The 16,640-nt window shown below is 69.3% G+C and carries 12 protein-coding genes and 1 tRNA gene; 2 read left to right on the top strand and 11 right to left on the bottom strand.

What is annotated here, in order from left to right:
* Nucleotides 1-622 precede the first annotated feature (622 nt).
* Nucleotides 623-695, bottom strand: a tRNA-Ala gene (locus FLW16_RS18830).
* Between the two features lie 93 nt (nt 696-788).
* Here FLW16_RS18830 and FLW16_RS18825 point away from each other — a divergent pair.
* Entirely contained in the window at nt 789-1,703 is a 915-nt protein-coding gene (locus tag FLW16_RS18825; RefSeq protein ID WP_142561410.1) for an RNA polymerase sigma-70 factor, read from the top strand.
* Complete coding sequence (locus tag FLW16_RS18820) at nt 1,700-2,863, top strand: NAD(P)-binding protein (protein ID WP_142561409.1); 1,164 nt, start codon at nt 1,700-1,702, stop codon at nt 2,861-2,863. The genes FLW16_RS18825 and FLW16_RS18820 overlap by 4 nt, the downstream gene beginning before the upstream one ends.
* Nucleotides 2,864-2,926: 63 nt before the next feature.
* Here FLW16_RS18820 and FLW16_RS18815 read toward each other — a convergent pair whose 3' ends face one another.
* The 10 genes from FLW16_RS18815 to FLW16_RS18770 form a co-directional block, all read right to left on the bottom strand.
* On the bottom strand, nt 2,927-5,122 hold the full coding sequence (locus FLW16_RS18815) for an immunoglobulin-like domain-containing protein (protein ID WP_142561408.1): 2,196 nt from the start codon (nt 5,120-5,122) through the stop codon (nt 2,927-2,929).
* Nucleotides 5,122-6,603 carry an L-arabinose isomerase gene (araA, locus tag FLW16_RS18810; protein WP_142561407.1) on the bottom strand — a complete coding sequence of 494 codons (1,482 nt, stop codon included), beginning with the start codon at nt 6,601-6,603 and terminating at the stop codon, nt 5,122-5,124. The genes FLW16_RS18815 and araA overlap by 1 nt, the downstream gene beginning before the upstream one ends.
* Nucleotides 6,600-7,259 carry an L-ribulose-5-phosphate 4-epimerase gene (locus tag FLW16_RS18805; protein WP_079316089.1) on the bottom strand — a complete coding sequence of 220 codons (660 nt, stop codon included), beginning with the start codon at nt 7,257-7,259 and terminating at the stop codon, nt 6,600-6,602. Before FLW16_RS18805 ends, araA begins: the two co-directional genes overlap by 4 nt.
* Nucleotides 7,256-8,905, bottom strand: a complete 1,650-nt coding sequence (gene araB / locus FLW16_RS18800) for a ribulokinase (RefSeq protein ID WP_142561406.1) — start codon at nt 8,903-8,905, stop codon at nt 7,256-7,258. The genes FLW16_RS18805 and araB overlap by 4 nt, the downstream gene beginning before the upstream one ends.
* A 105-nt stretch (nt 8,906-9,010) precedes the next feature.
* Nucleotides 9,011-10,270, bottom strand: a complete 1,260-nt coding sequence (mmsB, locus tag FLW16_RS18795; RefSeq protein WP_185949488.1) for a multiple monosaccharide ABC transporter permease — start codon at nt 10,268-10,270, stop codon at nt 9,011-9,013.
* A 5-nt stretch (nt 10,271-10,275) separates the two neighbouring features.
* Nucleotides 10,276-11,805, bottom strand: coding sequence for a multiple monosaccharide ABC transporter ATP-binding protein (gene mmsA, locus FLW16_RS18790; RefSeq protein ID WP_142561405.1), 1,530 nt, complete (start codon nt 11,803-11,805; stop codon nt 10,276-10,278).
* Nucleotides 11,806-11,855: 50 nt separating this feature from the next.
* On the bottom strand, nt 11,856-12,974 hold the full coding sequence (gene chvE, locus FLW16_RS18785; protein ID WP_142561404.1) for a multiple monosaccharide ABC transporter substrate-binding protein: 1,119 nt from the start codon (nt 12,972-12,974) through the stop codon (nt 11,856-11,858).
* Between the two features lie 67 nt (nt 12,975-13,041).
* Complete coding sequence (gene yjfF / locus FLW16_RS18780; protein ID WP_260615380.1) at nt 13,042-14,043, bottom strand: galactofuranose ABC transporter, permease protein YjfF; 1,002 nt, start codon at nt 14,041-14,043, stop codon at nt 13,042-13,044.
* Nucleotides 14,040-15,086, bottom strand: a complete 1,047-nt coding sequence (locus FLW16_RS18775; RefSeq protein WP_142561403.1) for an ABC transporter permease — start codon at nt 15,084-15,086, stop codon at nt 14,040-14,042. Before FLW16_RS18775 ends, yjfF begins: the two co-directional genes overlap by 4 nt.
* The gene (locus tag FLW16_RS18770; protein ID WP_142561402.1) at nt 15,083-16,594 is read right to left on the bottom strand and encodes a sugar ABC transporter ATP-binding protein; all 1,512 of its coding nucleotides are present in this window, start codon (nt 16,592-16,594) and stop codon (nt 15,083-15,085) included. The genes FLW16_RS18775 and FLW16_RS18770 overlap by 4 nt, the downstream gene beginning before the upstream one ends.
* Nucleotides 16,595-16,640: the final 46 nt, after the last annotated feature.

The raw sequence follows: 16,640 nt of genomic DNA, 5'->3' as shown, positions 1-16,640 counted from the left end.
GAGAAAGGGCGCTCTACGGCATCAGAAAAGAGACAGGTTGGGCAGCAGCTTTCCCACCGCCTCGATCAGTCCTTCAGCGACGGTGATCGCCTCGGCGGCTTCCTCTTCGCTCACATCGTCCCCCGGCCGTAGCGGATACTCGATCTCGTTGCGACGGCGGCGGATCCGCCGACCCTCTGGAGACGGCCCTCCGCGAGCAGCCGTTGAACCTCCGCCTCACCGCGAGACCAGCGCATCAACCAGCCCCCTCGGATAGTTCCCTCACCCGTACCACGGGGGACGACTTTATTTGCTCTACCAGGGAACCGGATGCGCTCTGCCTACCCGGCGATCGAGGAGGAGCCCTGCCTGCACCCCTGCACCAGGCGGCTCGCTTCGCGTTGGATCGTCGACAGCGGAGCATCGAGGCGAGCCGCGAGTTCGGTCAGAGTGAACTCCCGCTCCGGCTGGAGGTACAGAAGAGCGAGCAACTCCGCCTGGTGTCTCGATCGGAAGATCGGCAACAATGGCGGAGCGTCACTACGCATAGGTGCAAGTTATCACCCGTCTAAGTGGAGCTTCCGCCTGATCCGGTCGCCAGAAACGACAAAAGGGCGGTCGATCGACCGCCCTTGAGGTGTTGTGGAGCTATGGGGACTCGAACCCCAGACCCCTTCCATGCCATGGAAGTGCGCTACCAGCTGCGCTATAGCCCCTTGCGACGCAGTCAGTGTATAGGAGTCCGCGCGGGGACGGTAACCGGACGAGCCGATGTCACACCACGGCGGGCATGATACGTCTGGCATGACATGACCATCGAAGTCTTCACCGCGCACCGGAGCCTGCTCGTCGGTGTGGCCTACCGCATCCTCGGCAGCGCAGCGGACGCGGAGGACGTGGTCCAGGAGGCGTGGTTGCGCTGGGCGGAGGTGGACTCCGCGTCGGTGGCCGACCCGAAGGCCTACCTCGTGCGTGTCACCACCAACCTCGCCATCGACCGGCTGCGCCGGGTGCGGGCCAGGCGGGAGGCGTACGTCGGGCCCTGGCTGCCCGAGCCGGTCGTCACCGCGCCGGACTCCGGGGAGTCCGCGGAACGCGCCGACAGCGTCGAGCTGGCCCTCCTCGTCGTGCTGGAGACGCTGTCCCCGCTGGAACGGGCCGTGTTCGTCCTGCGGGAGGCGTTCGGCTTCTCCCATGCCGAGATCGCCGAGATCCTCGGCCGGGGCGAGCCTGCCGTACGCCAACTCGCCAGGCGCGCCCGCGACCACGTGCGCGAGCGCAGGCCGCGCTTCGACGTGGACCGGCGCGAGCGGCGCACGATCACCGAGCGCTTCGTCGCGGCCTGCGCAGAAGGAGACATCGAGGGCCTGACGGCGCTGCTCGCCGCGGACGTCCGCATGGTCGGCGACGGCGGCGGCAAGGCGCGGGCGCCGCTGCGGGAGCTGGCCGGCGCCGTGCCGGTCGCCCGCTTCCTCGTCGCGATCGCGAGCAGTGAGGGCCGCCGGCGCTTCCTGGCCTCCATCGGCGCTCCCCCGGGCATGGAGATGGACATGGAGATCACCGAGGTCAACGGCGGCCCCGCGATCGTCGCCCGTCTGGAGGGCCGTCCCGTCACGGTCATCTCGCTGGTGATCACCGATGGTCTGGTGGACACGGTCTATCTCATCGTCAACCCGGACAAGATGTCACGGATCGGGGCCCGGGACGCGTCCGGGAGTGCATGAGAGAAACCATCACGATCGTGGGCGGCGGGCTCGCCGGGCTGACCGCCGCCATCGCCTGCGCCGAGGGCGGCGCGGCCGTCGTCCTGCACGAGGCGCACCACACCCTCGGCGGGCGCGCCCGCTCCACCTCCACGCCGTACGTCGCCAACGACGGCACCCACGTCTTCTACTCCGACGGCCTGCCCTGGCGGTGGCTGGACGAGCGGGGACTGGTCCGGCCGTACGCTCCGCTGCGCCCGGGGCACCTGGCCCGGGCGAGGTTCCGCCGGGACGGGAGGCTGACCGGGCGACCCCCGGCGGGGCTGCTGCGGATGATCCTCCGGCGTGGTCTGAAGGCGCCGGTGGACGAGGACTTCGGCTCCTGGGCCACCCGCCGCTTCGGCGCCGAGGCCGCACGGGCCGCCGCCGGGCTGCTGGGAGTCGTCACCTACGACGCCGACCCCGGCCGGCTGTCGGCGGCCTTCGCCTGGGAGCGGCTCCAGCGGGCGTTCGGCCCGCGATACCCGTCGGTGCGCTACGTGGTCGGCGGCTGGGGACAGGTGATCGACCGGATGGCCGCGCGGGCGCGCGACCTCGGCGTACGCGTCGAGACCGGGTCGAGGGCGGACCGGCTGCCGGAGGGACGGGTGATCGTCGCCACCTCCCTCGACGCCGCCCGCGGCCTGCTGGGCGACGACTCGCTGCACTGGGAGAGCGGCCGGGCGGTCCTGCTCGACCTCGCGGTACGCGCCGATCCGCGGGACCTGTTCCTCGTCAGCGACCTGGACGAGGGCGGCTTCCTGGAGCGTTACTCGCTGCCCGACCCGTCCCTGGCCCCTGCCGGGGAAAGCCTCGTCCAACTGGAGATGCCGACGCGTCCCGGCGAGCCGAAGGCCGTCGCGCTCGGGCGGCTGGAGCGGATCGCCGACCTCGCCCTCCCGGGCTGGCGCGAACGCGTCACCTGGCGCCGCGACGCCGTGGCCGCCGGGCGCAGCGGCGCGCTCGACCTGCCCGGCACGTCGTGGCGCGACCGGCCGGCGGTCGAGCGCGGCGACGGCGTCTGGCTGGCCGGCGACCAGGTGGCGGCGCCCGGCCTGCTCGGCGAGGTGTCGATCAACAGCGCCCTCGCGGCGGCCCGGGCCGCTCTCGCCTCTCGGTCGCTGTCCCGGCGGGCGGCCTGACGCGCAGGAAAACGGGCCCTTCCCTCGGAAGGGAAGGGCCCGCGAGCGGTCAGCGAGACCGGATCAGCCGAGGGTGGCGAGCAGCCGGTCGTACTCGGCCTGTGTGACGCCCAGCACCGTGCCGTGACGCGGACGGCTCGGGAGCTGGTAGTCGGCCGGGACGGTCCAGTCGCCCTTCTCGAGGTCGGTCGACTCGAACGGCACGTAGCCGCGGCCGCCGTACTCGTCGATGAACAGGTACCACTTGTCCTCGGTGTTGGACTTGAAGATCGTCGGACCCTCACCGCGCGACAGCGCGCCGGAGCCGATGCACTCCTTCAGGAAGTCCCAGTTCGTGTCGGTCAGCGAGGTGGACTTCTCCTCGATGATGTACTTGCTGCACGGGCTGGAGGAGGTGTTGTTCCTCTCGTCCTTCGTGAAGCGGTAGTAGGTGCCGTTGTGCTCGATCACGGTCGAGTCGATGACCGAGTAGCCCGGGTCCTTCCAGATCTTCGGCTCGGAGAAGGTGTAGAAGTCTCGGGTCGTCGCGTACACCATCTTGTTGTACGTGTCCCCCGTGTGCTGCGGGTTGTCGTACAGCTTGGACGCCCAGAACACCACGTACGCGCCGAGGGTCTTGTCGTAGTACGCCTCCGGCGCCCAGGTGTTGCCGGCCTCCGGCGGGGAGACCTGGACGAGCCGCTGGTTCGTCCAGTGCACCAGGTCGGTCGACTCGGCCACCATGATCGAGCGGCTGCCGCCGCGCTGCGCGCGGTCCCAGTCGCCGTTGCCGTAGATCTTGAGATCCGTGGCGATCATGTAGAACCTGTCGCCCTCGGGCGAGCGGATGACGAACGGGTCGCGCAGGCCCTTCTCACCGACGTCGGAGGTGACGACCGGCCGGCCGCCGTTGAGCTCCTGCCAGTGCAGCGGGTCGTCGCCCTTGCTCAGCGCGTTGTAGATCTGCTCGCCGTTCGAGTAGCCCTCGCCGGTGAAGTAGGCGAACAGGTAGCCCTTGTACGGCTCCTTGGCGGGCAGCGCCGGCACCTCGGGCTTGAAGATGCGCACGGCCCGGTGGCCGCCGCGCGAGATCGTGGCCTTGAGGTTCACCTTCACGGCCCTGGCGCCCGGCGTGGGACGGTTCACCTCGCCGGTCTCACTGAGCGTGTCCGGCTTGCTGGACCGCCAGGTGATGGTGGTGCCGTTGCCGCCCTTCGTCGGCAGCGTGAGGTTGCCGCGGACGTCGTCGATGTTGTGCACGACGAGCGTGCCGGCGTCGGTCTCGACGGCCCGCTTGTCGGTGTAGATCGCCTCGACGGTGACGTCGAACGTCTTCGTCTCGGTCGCCGTGCCCTTGGTGAGCGTGGCGGTGAGGGTGACGTGGGCGTCCGCCGCACCCGCCGGCGGCCGGGTGACCGCGCCGGTCGTGCTGACGACGGACGGGTCGCTGGAGGCCCAGGTGATCGTGGATCCGGACGCGCCCTTGGCCGGCAGCGTCAGGTCGGACCGGACCGCGCCGGTGTCGCCGAGGTCGAGCGCCGCGGCGTCCTGCTTGACGATCTCGGCGTTGACCGGCCCCGCGAGCTGGGCGACCTCGGACGCGCCGAGGGCCCGGCCGTAGACGCGGAAGTCCTTGACCCTGCCCTTGAGGTATTTGTCGCCCGAGTAGAGCGAGCGGCCGATGTAGTTGGCCGTGGTCGTGCCGCCGCCGATCGAGCCCGGGGTGAGCGTGACGGCGGTGTTGCGGGCGACCTCGTCGCCGTTCTGGTACAACACCCCGACGCCGCCGCCGAGCGTGTACGCGATGTGCTGCCAGCCGCCGCGCGGCAGGTTGACGCCGGCGTTGGCGTTCTGCTCGGTCGACCAGTTGCCCGAGGCGATCGACGTGCGGAAGGTGTTGCCGGTGGTGAACAGATAGCCGTTGCCGCTCGACCCGCTCGAGTTGCCGAAGCCGTAGACGAAGTACGGCGTGGCCTGCGCGGGGTCGATCCAGACGTCGAGCGCGACCGTGATCGAGGTCATGCCGCGCATGAGGTTGTCGGGCACCTTCACGTACCCGTTCGTGCCGCCGAGCCGGAGGCCGTCGCCCCAGCTCGCGTCACCGTTGAGCGTGCCGTTCCTGCCGTTGCCGGAGGAGTCGGCGGCCACGGTGCCGGAAGTCTCGTCGAGCTTGTACCAGAGAGCGAGGCCCTCGTCCGCCGCCGAGGCGGCGGACGGGACGAGTGCCCCGGCTCCGAGTGTGAGGGCGGCCAGGCCGCCCACCACCCACTTCTTTCCCATCAAAATCCTTGCGCGAGCCGATAGTAGGCCTGGTTCCACCGCAGTTCCTTGGTGAACTGGCGGGAGGTGGTCGCCTCGTCGATGACGAGCAACTCGACGCCGAGCATGTCGGCGAAGTCGGTCAGTTCCTCGGACCCGACGGCCGAGGAGAGCACCGTGTGGTGCGGGGCGCCCGCCGTGATCCACGACTCGGCGGAGGTGCGCATGTCGGGCCGGGGCCGCCACACGGCGCGGGCGACCGGCAGGGCGGGCAACGGCTCGGGCGGGGCGACCACGTCGATCTCGTTGGCCACCAGCCGGAACCGCTCGCCCATGTCGGACAGGCCCACCACCACGGCGGGGCCGGGGGCGGCGTCGAACACGAGCCGCACCGGGTCCTCGCGGCCGCCGATGCTCAGCGGGTGGATCTCGCAGGCGGGGGTGTCGGCCGCGATCGTCGGGCAGACCTCCAGCATGTGCGCGCCGAGGATGAGCTCCTCGCCCGGGGTGAGGTGGTAGGTGTAGTCCTCCATGAACGAGGTGCCGCCGGGCAGGCCCGCTGACATGACCTTGAGCGTGCGCAGCAGCACCGAGGTCTTCCAGTCGCCCTCGCCGCCGAAGCCGTAGCCCTCGCCCATGAGCCGCTGCACGGCCAGGCCGGGAAGCTGGCGCAGCCCGCCGAGGTCCTCGAAGTTCGTGGTGAACGCCTTGAAGCCGCCGCCCTCCAGGAAGTGCCGCAGGCCCAGCTCGATGCGGGCCGCGTAACGCAGCGACTCGTGCCGCTCCCCGCCCGCGCGCAGCTCGGGAGCCATCCGGTAGAGGTCCTCGTACTCCTTGACGAGGGCGGAAACGTCGGCGTCCGCGGCGGCGTCCACGGCCTCGACCAGCTCGTTGACGCCGTAGGTGTTCACCGACACCCCGAACCGCAGCTGCGCCTCGACCTTGTCGCCCTCGGTCACGGCGACGTCGCGCATGTTGTCGCCGAAGCGCGCCAGGCGCAGCGAGCCGACCTCGGCCCGGCCTGCCGCGGCGCGGGCCCAGGTGGCGATGCGCCCCGCCACCGACGGGTCGCTCACGTGGCCCGCGACGGTCTTGCGCGGCACGCCGAGGCGCGTCTGGATGTAGCCGAACTCACGGTCGCCGTGGGCGGCCTGGTTGAGGTTCATGAAGTCCATGTCGATGGAGCTCCACGGCAACTCCACGTTGGCCTGCGTGTGCAGGTGCAGCAGCGGCTTGCGCAACGCGTCCAGGCCGGCGATCCACATCTTGGCCGGGGAGAACGTGTGCATCCACGCGATCAGGCCGATGCAGTCGTCGTCACCGTTGGCCTCAAGGCACACGCGGCGGATGGCCGCCGCGTCGGTGAGCACGGGCCGCCACTCGAGCTCGAACGGCAGCGCCTCGCCCAACTGCTCGGCGATGCGCTGGGACTGCTCGGCAACCTGCCGCAGCGTGTCCTCGCCGTACAGGCCCTGGCTACCGGTCAGGAACCATAGCTTCACAGGTGACTCCTCTGTCCATAGACGTTCTGATACCGGTCGTACAAGCGGTCGATGTCGCCCTGCGCGATCGGCAGGGGCTCGCCGAGCTGCCGGGAGACGTGCACGGTGCGGGCGACGTCCTCGCACATCACGGCGGCCTTGACGGCCGCCTTCGGCGACTCGCCGATGGTGAACACGCCGTGGTTCTGCATCAGCACGGCGCGGGAGCGGTGGCCGGTCAGGGTCGCGACGATCCCCTTGCCGATGTCGTCGTTGCCGATGAGCGCGAACGGCCCGAGGGGGATCTCCCCGCCGAACTCGTCGGCCATCGCGGTGAGCACGCACGGGATCGCCTCACCGCGGGCCGCCCACGCCGAGGCGTACGTGGAGTGGGTGTGCACCACGCCGTTGACCTCCGGCATGTGCCGGTAGACGTAGGCGTGCGCCGCCGTGTCGCTGGACGGAGACAGGTCTCCCTCGACCAGGTTGCCGTCGAGGTCGCAGACCACGATCGACTCGGGGGTCAGGTCGTCGTACGACACCCCGCTGGGCTTGATGACGAACAGGTCCTCGCCCGGCACCCTGCCCGACACGTTGCCGGCGGTCCAGGCGACGAGGTTGTATCGCACCAGTTCGGCGTGGAGCCGGCAGACTTCCCTGCGAAGTTCATCGATCATGCACTGGCCTCGTTCCTGATAGCGCGGAGCCGGTGGAGCATCCCGCCGTCCGCGAAGTGGTCGTGCAACCTGCGGTACTCGGCGTACAGCCGGTCGTAGGCGTCGGCCCGCTCGGCGTCGGGCGCGTAGGCGGCGGCCTGGCGCTTGCCCATGGCCGCCGCGGCGGCGGTGATGTCGGGGTAGGCGCCCGCGGCGACGGCCGCGTGGATCGCCGAGCCGAGGGCCGGCCCCTGATCGGAGCCGATCACCGACAGCGGGCGGCGCAGCACGTCGGCGTACGTCTGCATGAGGAAGCCGTTCTTGAGCAGGCCGCCGGCGACCACGAACTCCTCCACCGGGACCCCGGCCGCCTCGAACGTCTCCACGATCGTCCTGGCGCCGAACGCGGTGGCCTCGATGAGCGCCCGGTAGACGTCCTCGGGCCGGGTGGCGAGCGTCTGACCGACGACGACGCCGGAGAGGGTGTGGTCGACCAGGACCGAGCGGTTGCCGCCGTGCCAGTCGAGGGCGACCAGCCCGTGCTGCCCGACCTTCTGCCCGGCGGCGAGGGAGGTGAGGTACTCGTGCAGCCCGAGCCCCGCCTCGGCGGCCCGTTCCGCGTACGACGCGGGCACGCAGTTGTCCACGAACCAGCCGAAGATGTCGCCGACGGCGGACTGGCCCGCCTCGTAGCCCCACAGTCCGGGGACGATGCCGTCGCGCACCACGCCGCACATGCCGGGAACCTCGGCGAGCTGGTCGGAGCACATGACGTGGCAGGTGGAGGTGCCCATGATGGCGACCATCTGGCCCGGCCGCACGGCGTCGGCCGCCGCGGCGGTGACGTGGGCGTCGACGTTGCCGACCGCCACCGCGATCCCCTCGGCGAGTCCCGTCCACTCGGCGGCCCGCGCGGTCAGGTGACCGGCGAGGCCGCCGAGGGGAGCGAGCTCCTGGCCGAGCTTCCGGGTGAAACCGGAGAAGGCGGGATTGAGCGCGGCCAGGAAGTCCTCGGACGGATAGGCGCCGTCCTGGTGGATCGCCTTGTACCCGGCGGTGCAGACGTTGCGGGTCTCGACTCCGGTGAGCTGCCAGATGATCCAGTCGGCGGCCTCGATCCAGCGGTCGGCCCGCTCGTAGATCTCCGGGTCCTCCTCCAGCAGCTGCAGGCCCTTGGCGAAGGCCCACTCGGAGGAGATCTTGCCGCCGTACCTCGGCAGCCACGCCTCGCCACGCTCGGCGGCCAGCGCGTTGATGCGGTCGGCGTGCGGCTGGGCCGCGTGGTGCTTCCACAGCTTCGGCCAGGCGTGCGGCCGCTCGGGGAACTCCTCGCACAGCGGGTGGCCGTCGGCGGTGGCGGGCAGGATCGTGCAGGCCGTGAAGTCCGTGCCGATGCCGATCACCTGCTCGGCCGGAACCTGCGCGGCGGCCAGCGCCTTGGGCACCGCGTGGCGCAGCACGTCGATCCAGTCCGCGGGCGACTGCAGGGCCCAGTCCGGTCCGAGGCGGACGCCGGAACCCGGTAACACGTCCTCGATCACCCGGTGGGCGTACTCGTGCACGGCGCTGCCCACCTCCGCGCCGTCGCTCACTCGCACCACCACGGCGCGGCCGGACAACGTGCCGTAATCCACACCGACCACATAACGGTCACTGTTAACGCTCACACTCAACCTCCAGAGGCTCTTGCGCCGGCCAGGCCCGGAGCGGGGGCCGCCGGCCGACGACGCGGCCGGCAGCCCGAAACCGGTTTCTATCGATGTCTGCGGCCATCAGCGTGCGGTGCCGGCCCTGCGCTTGGTCCACACGTCGAACGCCACCGCGGCGAGCAGCACGGCACCCTTGACGAGCATGACCCGCTCGCTGGGCGAGCCGATCAGCGACATGCCGTTGTTGATCACCGCCATGATCAGACCACCGGTGATCGCGCCGACCACCTTGCCCACGCCGCCCTGAACGGCCGCGCCGCCGATGAAGGCCGCGGCGATCGCGTCCAGCTCGAAGCTGTTGCCCGCGGTGGGGCCCGCCTGGTTGAGCCGGCCGGCGAAGATGACACCGGCGATCGCCGACAGCACCCCCATGTTGACGAAGATCCAGAAGACGACCGACTTGACCTTCACGCCGGACATCACGGCCGCCTGCAGGTTGCCGCCGATGGCGTAGACCTGCCGCCCGAACACCGTGCGGTTCGCCATCAGCGAGTACGCCAGCACCAGCACCGCCAGCAGCACGAGCACCCACGGCAGGTTCTTGAAACGGGCCAGCTGCACGACGAGGAAGAGGATCAGCGCGGCTCCGGCCGCCATCTTCAGCGCGAACAGCGCCAGGGAGTCGACCGCCTGGCCGTAGCCCTTGCGGGCGCTCCGGGTGCGCCACTGCGCGAGGACCATGCCCGCGATCGCGACGATGCCGACCAGCAGGCTGAACAGGTCGGCGCCCCCGAGCGGGCCGAGGCCGACATTGCCCAGCCAGCCGTCGGTGAAGCCGTTGGCCAGCGTGCGGACCTGGTCGGGGAACGGGCCGATGCCCTGGTTGCCCAGGACGGTGAGGGTCAGCGCCCGGAACAGCAGCATCCCGGCCAGCGTGACGATGAAGGCGGGGATGCCGAAGTACGCGATCCAGTACCCCTGCCAGGCCCCGATCAGCGCCCCGGCCACGATCGTGATCAACAGGGCCGCCGGCCAGGGCACGCCCATGTTCACCATGAGCACCGCGGCCAGCGCACCGGTGACCGCGACCACCGAGCCGACCGACAGGTCGATGTGCCCCGCGATGATGATCAGGATCATCCCGATCGCGAGGATCAGGATGTAGGAGTTCTGGACGATGATGTTGGAGATGTTCTGCGGCTGCAGCAGTGCGCCGTCGGTCAGCACCGAGAACAACACGATGATCAGCGCGAAGGCGATGTAGATGCCGCTGGAGCGCAGGTTGACCGACAGCCCGCCGAGCGACACCCGGCCCGGCCGCCCCGGCGCTCCCCCGCCGCCCTTGGCGCCGACCTCCACGTCGGCGGGCGTGATGCTGCTCATGCGAGCTACTCCTGTCCCTTGGTCATGAGATACATGAGGCGTTCCTGCGTGGCCTCCTCGCGCGGCACCTCGCCGGTGACGCGCCCCTCCGAGAGCGTGTAGATGCGGTCGCAGAGGCCGAGCAACTCGGGCAGCTCGGACGAGATCACCAGCACGGCCTTGCCCTGCTCCGCCAGACGGTTGATGATCATGTATATCTCGTACTTGGCGCCGACGTCGATGCCCCGGGTCGGCTCGTCGAGGATCAGCACGTCCGGCTCGGTCAGGATCCACTTGGAGAGCACGACCTTCTGCTGGTTGCCGCCGCTCAGCTTGCCCACGACGCTGTCCACGCCGGGCGCCTTGATGTTCATGCTGCCGCGGAACTGCTGGGCGACGCGGTATTCCTCATACTCGTTCACCCAGCCGCGCCTGGACAGCCCCTTGAGCCAGGCCGCGCTGATGTTGCGCTTGATGTCCTCGATGAGGTTGAGGCCGTACCTCTTGCGGTCCTCGGTGGCGTAGGCGACGCCGTGCCTGATCGCGTCCTGCACGGTGCGGATGTCGATCTGCCGGCCGTCCTTGAAGATCCTGCCGGAGATGTGCACGCCGTACGTCCGCCCGAACACGCTCATGGCCAGCTCGGTGCGGCCGGCGCCCATCAGCCCGGCCAGGCCCACGATCTCACCGCGGCGAAGCATGAGCGAGGCCCCGTCGACCACCTTCCTGCCGGGCTGGCTGGGGCTGTAGACGGTCCAGTCCTCGATGCGGAACGCCTCCTCCCCGATCGCCGGCGTGCGCGGCGGGAAGCGGTTGTCGAGGGCGCGGCCGACCATCCCGGAGATGATGCGGTCCTCGGTCACGCTGTCGGCGGCCATGTCCAGCGTCTCGATCGTGCGCCCGTCCCGGAGGATCGTGACGGAGTCGGCGATCGCGGTCACCTCGTTGAGCTTGTGCGAGATGATCACGCAGGTGATGCCCTCGTCCCTGAGCCCGCGCAGCAGGTCGAGCAGGTGGGCCGAGTCCTCGTCGTTGAGCGCCGCGGTCGGCTCGTCGAGGATGAGGAGCTTGACCTCCTTCGACAACGCCTTGGCGATCTCCACGAGCTGCTGCTTGCCCACGCCGATGTCGGAGACCGTCGTCGTCGGGTTCTCTCGCAGGCCGACCCGCTTCAGCAGCTCGCCTGCCTCGTAATTGGTGCGGTTCCAGTCGATGACGCCGCGTGTGGCCCGCTCGTTGCCGAGGTAGATGTTCTCGGCGATCGACAACTGCGGGCACAGCGCCAGCTCCTGGTGGATGATGACGATCCCCGCGCGCTCGCTGTCGCGGATGCCGCCGAACTCGCAGCGCCTGCCCTCGAAAGTGATTTCGCCTTCGTACTGCCCGTGGGGATAGACCCCGGACAGCACCTTCATCAGCGTCGACTTTCCGGCGCCGTTCTCGCCGCAGATCGCGTGGATCTCACCCCGCCGGACCGCCAGGTTGACGTCCTGCAGGGCCTTCACGCCGGGGAATGTCTTGGTGATCCCGCTCATCCGCAAGATGTGCTCGGTCATGTGCCCCCCGCTCAGGGAGGGCCCGGGGACTGCTCCCCGGGCCCGGATCCCTACTTGAGCTGGTCCTCGGTGTAGTAGCCGCTGCCGACGATGACGTCCTTGTAGTTGTCCTTGTCGACGACCACCGGGTCGAGCAGGTACGACGGGACGACCTTGTTGCCGTTGTTGTAGTCCGTGGTGTTGTTCACCTCGGGCTTCTGGCCCTTCAGCACCGAGTCGGCCATCTTCACGGTCTGCTCCGCGAGCTTGCGGGTGTCCTTGAAGATGGTGGAGTACTGCTCACCGGCGATGATCGACTTGACCGACGCCAGCTCGGCGTCCTGGCCGGTCACGACCGGGTACGGCTGGCCGCTGGTGCCGTAGCCGGAGCTCTTGAGCGCCGACAGGATGCCGATGGACAGCCCGTCGTACGGCGAGAGCACGCCGTCGACCTTGGCGTCACCGGTGTAGGTCTTGGTGAGGATGTCCTCCATGCGCTTTTGCGCCGTGGCGGGGTCCCACCGCAGGATGGCGGCCTGCTTGAAGTCGGTCTGGCCGCTCTTGACCTTCAGCGTGCCGTCGTCGATCTTCGGCTGGAGCACCGACATCGCGCCGTTCCAGAAGAAGGTGGCGTTGTTGTCGTCGGGCGAGCCGCCGAACAGCTCGACGTTGAACGGGCCCTTCTTGCCGCCGTCGACGCCGAGGCCCTTCAGCAGCGAGGTCGCCTGCTGCACGCCGACCTTGAAGTTGTCGAAGGTGGCGTAGTAGTCGACGTTGGGGCTGTTGCGGATGAGCCGGTCGTAGGCGATGACCGGGATCTTGTTGTCCGCGGCCTCCTGCAGCTGCGAGGTGAGCGCGGTGCCGTCGATCGAGGCGATGATCAGGAGCTTGGCGCCCTTGGTGATCTGGTTCTCGATCTGGTTGACCTGCGTGGGGATGTCGTTCTCGGCGTACTGGAGGTCCACCTTGTAGCCGAGGCTCTCGAGCTGCTGCTTCACGTTGTCGCCGTCGTGGATCCAGCGCTCCGACGACTTGGTGGGCATGGTGACGCCGATCAGGGCTCCGGCGTTGCCCGCAGCGGAGGACGCGGACGCCTCGGTGTCCACCGTCTTCTGGCTGGAGCCGCAGGCCGTCATGGTCGCGGCGAGCGCGATGGCGGACACCACGCCCCCGATTCTTAGCAACCTCATATGCATCTCCTTGGTTCGCTGTCGCCGCACAGCTCGATGCGGCAGGTAGAAGGGATAGGGACTTTCATCAAGGAGTTCGGCGGCGCGATCCCCCCGAGAAGACGCGCTGCAGGAGGATGAAGACGAAGAGCAGCATCCCAATGAAGATCCTGGTCCACCAGGAGCTGAGCGTGCCCTCGAAGCTGATGATCGTCTGGATCAGCCCCAGCACGAGCACGCCGAGCACGGTGCCGAGCAGGAAGCCGCTCCCGCCGGTCAGCAGCGTGCCGCCGATGACGACCGCGGCGATCGCGTCCAGCTCCATGCCCACGGCGCTCAGTCCGTAGCCCGACAGCGAGTAGAAGGCGAACAGCAGGCCGCCGAGGGCCGAGCAGAACCCGCTGATCGTGTAGACGGCGATCTTCGTGCGGGCCACCGGCAGACCCATGAGCAGGGCCGACTGCTCGCTGCCGCCGGTCGCGTAGACGTTGCGGCCGAGCCGGGTGTAGTGCAGCACGTACGCCGCGATCAGCACGACCACAACCGCGATCACCGCGCTCGGGGAGACCGACAGCTCGCCGCCGAGGTTGATCCGCGTCTGGGCGATGTCGGTGAACGTCTGGTTCTCGATCGGGATCGACTCGGTGCTGATCGTGTAGCACAGGCCGCGGGCGAGGAACATGCCGGCCAGCGTGACGATGAACGGCTGGATCTCGAAGTAGTGGATGATGGCGCCCATGGCCAGGCCCAGCACCGCGCCGATCACCAGCACCAGGGCCATGACCGCGTACGCCGGCCAGCCGTCCTTCAACAGGCTCGCGCTCAGCATCGTGGCGAGCGCGACCACGGAACCGACCGACAGGTCGATGCCGCCGGTGAGGATCACGAACGTCATGCCGACCGCGACGACCAGCAGGAACGCGTTGTCGATGAAGACGTTGAGGATGATCTGCCCGGTGGCGAAGTTCTCATAGCGGATGCCGCCCGCCACGAACATGGCCACGAACAGGCCCGCGGTCACCAGGACCGGGATGTACTTCGACGGGACCGTACGGCGGCTCAGGCCCCGCAGGCCGGTGATGCTCGTCACGCCGAGACCCTCACCTTCTCTTCGGGCGCCGCGGGCGCCGCCACCGGGCGCCTCCGGCGCTGGAACACCTTCGCGCGGAAGGCCGGGGACTGGATCAGGCAGACGATCGTCACCACGAGCGCCTTGAACAGCAGCGTCGTCTCCGGCGGGACGCCGATCGAGTAGATCGTGGTGGTCAGCGTCTGGATGATGAGGGCGCCCAGCACCGTGCCGCCCAGCGAGAACCGGCCGCCGGACAGCGGAGTGCCGCCGATGACGACGGCGAGGATCGCGTCCAGCTCGATCCACAGGCCGGCGTTGTTACCGTCGGCGCTGGAGACGTTCGAGCTGATCATGAGGCCGGCGATGCCGGCGCACAACCCGCAGAACGCGTACACCGTGATGAGCACGCCGCGGGCGCTGATGCCGGCCAGGCGGCTCGCCTCGGCGTTGCCGCCGACCGACTCGATGAGCAGGCCGAGCGCCAGGCGCCGGGTGAGGAACGCGGTGAGCGCGAGCACGACCGCCACGATGATGATCCCGAACGGCAGCGTCAGCCAGTAGCCGCCGCCGATCAGCTTGTACGGCGAGCTGTTGACCGTGGTGATCTGGCCGTCGGTGATGAGCTGGGCCAGACCACGCCCGGCGACCATCAGGATCAGCGTCGCGATGATCGGCTGGATCCCGATGCCGGCGACCAGGAAGCCGTTCCACACGCCGAGGGCCACCGACAGCACGAGCGCGAGGCCCACGGCCCCGAGCACGCCGCCCACCGAGCTCTGGTCGGACAGAGCGCTGATGCGCAGGCAGGCCAGGGCGCCGGCGATCGCCACGACCGACCCGACCGACAGATCGATGCCGCTGGTGGCGATGACGAGCGTCATCCCGAGCGCCACCAGGATCAGCGGAGCGCCGAACCGGACGATGTCGATCAGGCTGCCGTAGAGGTGGCCCTCCTTCATCTGGATCTTGAAGAAGTTGTCCGTGAAGAACAGGTTCAGCGCCAGCAGCGCGACCAGGATGACCAGGGGCCAGAAAAGGCGATGTCTGAGGAACCCTCTCATGACCGAGCTCCGCTCGCGATCGTCTCCGTAAGGGTGTCGGTGGTCAGGCGCTCGTCGTTGTCGAGTTCGGCGACCAGCTTGCGGTCGCGCAGCACGCCGACCTTGTGGCTCAGCCGCAGCACCTCCTCCAGCTCGGCGGAGATGAACAGCACGGCCATCCCACCGTCCGACAGCTCGGCGACCAGGCGCTGGATCTCGGCCTTGGCGCCGACGTCGATGCCGCGGGTGGGCTCGTCGAGGATGAGCAGGCGAGGCTCCAGGATGAGCCAGCGGGCCAGCAGCACCTTCTGCTGGTTGCCGCCGCTGAGGTTCCTGATGAGCTGGTCGGGGTTGGCCGGGCGGATGTTCAGCGCGGCGATGTACTTGTCGACCAGCTCGTCCTGCTTGCGCCGCGGGATCGGCCGGGTCCAGCCGCGCGCGGCCTGCAGGGCGAGGATGAGGTTCTCGCGGACGGTGAGGTCGGGGATGAGCCCCTCGGCCCGCCTGTTCTCAGAGCAGAAGGCCAGCTTCCTGGAGACCGCGGAGCGGGGCGTGCGCAGGTTGACCTGCTCGCCGCCGATCTTCAAAGAGCCCGTGCCCGCGTGGTCGGCCCCGAACAGCAGCCGGGCGACCTCCGTGCGGCCCGAGCCGAGCAGCCCGGCCAGGCCGACGACCTCACCCTCGTGGATCGTGAGCGTGAACGGCTCGATCGCCCCGGAGCGCCCCAGTTGCTCGGCCTCGACCAGCGGCGCGGCCTCACGGGCGGGCGGGCGGGCCTCCAGCTTCTCCAGGTCGGCCAGCTCGCGGCCGATCATCTTGCCGACCAGCTCGACCTGGCTCAGCTCGCTGACGTGGTATTCCCCCACGAGCGTGCCGTTGCGCAGGATCGTCATCCGGTCGGAGATCTCGTAGATCTGGTCGAGGAAGTGCGAGACGAACAGGATCGCGATGCCCTGTTCCTTCAGCCTGCGCATCACCCGGAACAGCTGGGCGACCTCGTCCGCGTCGAGGCTGGAGGTGGGCTCGTCGAGGATCAGCACCTTCGCGTCGATGTCCACGGCCCGCGCGATCGCCACCATCTGCTGGATGGCCAGCGAGTACGACGACAGCGGGGCCGACACGTCGAGGTCGAGGTCGAGGCGGGAGAGGATCTCCGCGGCCCGGCGGCGCATCGCCTTCCACTGGATCCGGCCGAGGCGGCGCGGCTCACGTCCGATGAAGATGTTCTCCGCCACCGACAGGTTGGCGCAGAGGTTGACCTCCTGGTAGACGGTGCTGATGCCCGCCTGCTGCGCGGCGAGCGGGCTGGAGAAGGCGACCCGCCTGCCCTCAAGCTCGATCTCTCCGGCGTCGATGTCGTAGACCCCGGTCAGCACCTTGATCAAGGTGGACTTGCCGGCGCCGTTCTCTCCCATCAACGCGTGGACCTCCCCCGGCAGCAGCCGGAAGTCCACGCCGTCCAGCGCCTTCACGCCGGGGAACTGCTTGCCGATCCCGCTCATCCGCAGGATCGGCGCGGGTGCGGCCATGCGGTGCCCCTCTCCCGTGTTTCCTCTGTCTCCCGCTCACCATCGG

This window comes from Microbispora sp. KK1-11 (assembly GCF_006874435.1).
GTDB classification, from domain to species: domain Bacteria; phylum Actinomycetota; class Actinomycetes; order Streptosporangiales; family Streptosporangiaceae; genus Microbispora; species Microbispora catharanthi.
This window is presented reverse-complemented; position numbering and strand designations above follow the sequence as displayed.

What these genes read in the sequence shown, in the direction of transcription:
- FLW16_RS18825 (WP_142561410.1), top strand. Translation starts at nt 789, where the DNA reads ATGACCATCGAAGTCTTCACCGCGCACCGGAGCCTGCTCGTCGGTGTG.
- FLW16_RS18820 (WP_142561409.1), top strand. Translation starts at nt 1,700, where the DNA reads ATGAGAGAAACCATCACGATCGTGGGCGGCGGGCTCGCCGGGCTGACC.
- FLW16_RS18815 (WP_142561408.1), bottom strand. Translation starts at nt 5,122, where the DNA reads ATGGGAAAGAAGTGGGTGGTGGGCGGCCTGGCCGCCCTCACACTCGGA.
- FLW16_RS18805 (WP_079316089.1), bottom strand. Translation starts at nt 7,259, where the DNA reads ATGATCGATGAACTTCGCAGGGAAGTCTGCCGGCTCCACGCCGAACTG.
- mmsB (WP_185949488.1), bottom strand. Translation starts at nt 10,270, where the DNA reads ATGAGCAGCATCACGCCCGCCGACGTGGAGGTCGGCGCCAAGGGCGGC.
- mmsA (WP_142561405.1), bottom strand. Translation starts at nt 11,805, where the DNA reads ATGACCGAGCACATCTTGCGGATGAGCGGGATCACCAAGACATTCCCC.
- chvE (WP_142561404.1), bottom strand. Translation starts at nt 12,974, where the DNA reads ATGAGGTTGCTAAGAATCGGGGGCGTGGTGTCCGCCATCGCGCTCGCC.
- FLW16_RS18775 (WP_142561403.1), bottom strand. Translation starts at nt 15,086, where the DNA reads ATGAGAGGGTTCCTCAGACATCGCCTTTTCTGGCCCCTGGTCATCCTG.
- FLW16_RS18770 (WP_142561402.1), bottom strand. Translation starts at nt 16,594, where the DNA reads ATGGCCGCACCCGCGCCGATCCTGCGGATGAGCGGGATCGGCAAGCAG.